The sequence below is a fragment of the Staphylococcus sp. HMSC061G12 genome (assembly GCF_001838465.1).
Lineage (GTDB): Bacteria > Bacillota > Bacilli > Staphylococcales > Staphylococcaceae > Staphylococcus > Staphylococcus simulans.
In genome coordinates this window covers 1-596 of record NZ_KV837076.1, presented here as the reverse complement: position 1 = coordinate 596, position 596 = coordinate 1, and the positions used below count along the sequence as shown (strand labels likewise).

Sequence of the window (596 nt, the reverse complement as noted above, 5' to 3'; positions counted from 1 at the left end):
CTTCCAAATTAAATATCATTACCTTATTATGTATTAACGGTGAAGATTCATCTTGACTTGCGATTATACAAGTCAACTTAGATTCACACCCGCTACATTAACTGTAAGGGGCACAAATTCATCCTACTTTCAATCCTTATAAATAGAAGCGATACTATCCGCTTCTATTTATTTATACTATATTTTTTTCTATCGATTTTATTCAAAAGATTGACTTTAAATCATTTTAGAATGTGCAATGATAGTATTGATTACATCAGACTGGATACTCTCATCTAATTCATCTACTACTTTATTATTTCTCGCTTTAATATCTAAAGATTTTATTTGTAATAAATCAATGATACCTGTTATGCTATTACGTTTTGTTTTAACAACTATATCTGAAGGAAACCTCTTAGTTCTATTAGTTATAGGTAAAGTCCAAACAAAAGGCGATCCTTGATTGACAAAGTTGTTACTTATGATTACATATGGTCCATATTTTTGCTTCTCTTCACCTCGAGTCGTATCTAGATCAATCATTATAATGTCAAATTGTTTTACCATAACTCTTGACCTACTTCATCTCCAAAATCAATTTCTTTTTCATCATA

1 protein-coding gene is annotated in these 596 nt (G+C 29.4%); it reads right to left on the bottom strand.

The features are described 5' to 3' along the window. Nucleotides 1-216 precede the first annotated feature (216 nt). The gene (locus tag HMPREF2937_RS07245) at nucleotides 217-549 is read right to left on the bottom strand and encodes a type II toxin-antitoxin system PemK/MazF family toxin (protein ID WP_070625380.1); all 333 of its coding nucleotides are present in this window, start codon (nucleotides 547-549) and stop codon (nucleotides 217-219) included. Nucleotides 550-596: the final 47 nt, after the last annotated feature.

Coding starts and splice junctions, on each gene's coding strand:
- HMPREF2937_RS07245 (WP_070625380.1), bottom strand. CDS start 549: ATGGTAAAACAATTTGACATTATAATGATTGATCTAGATACGACTCGA.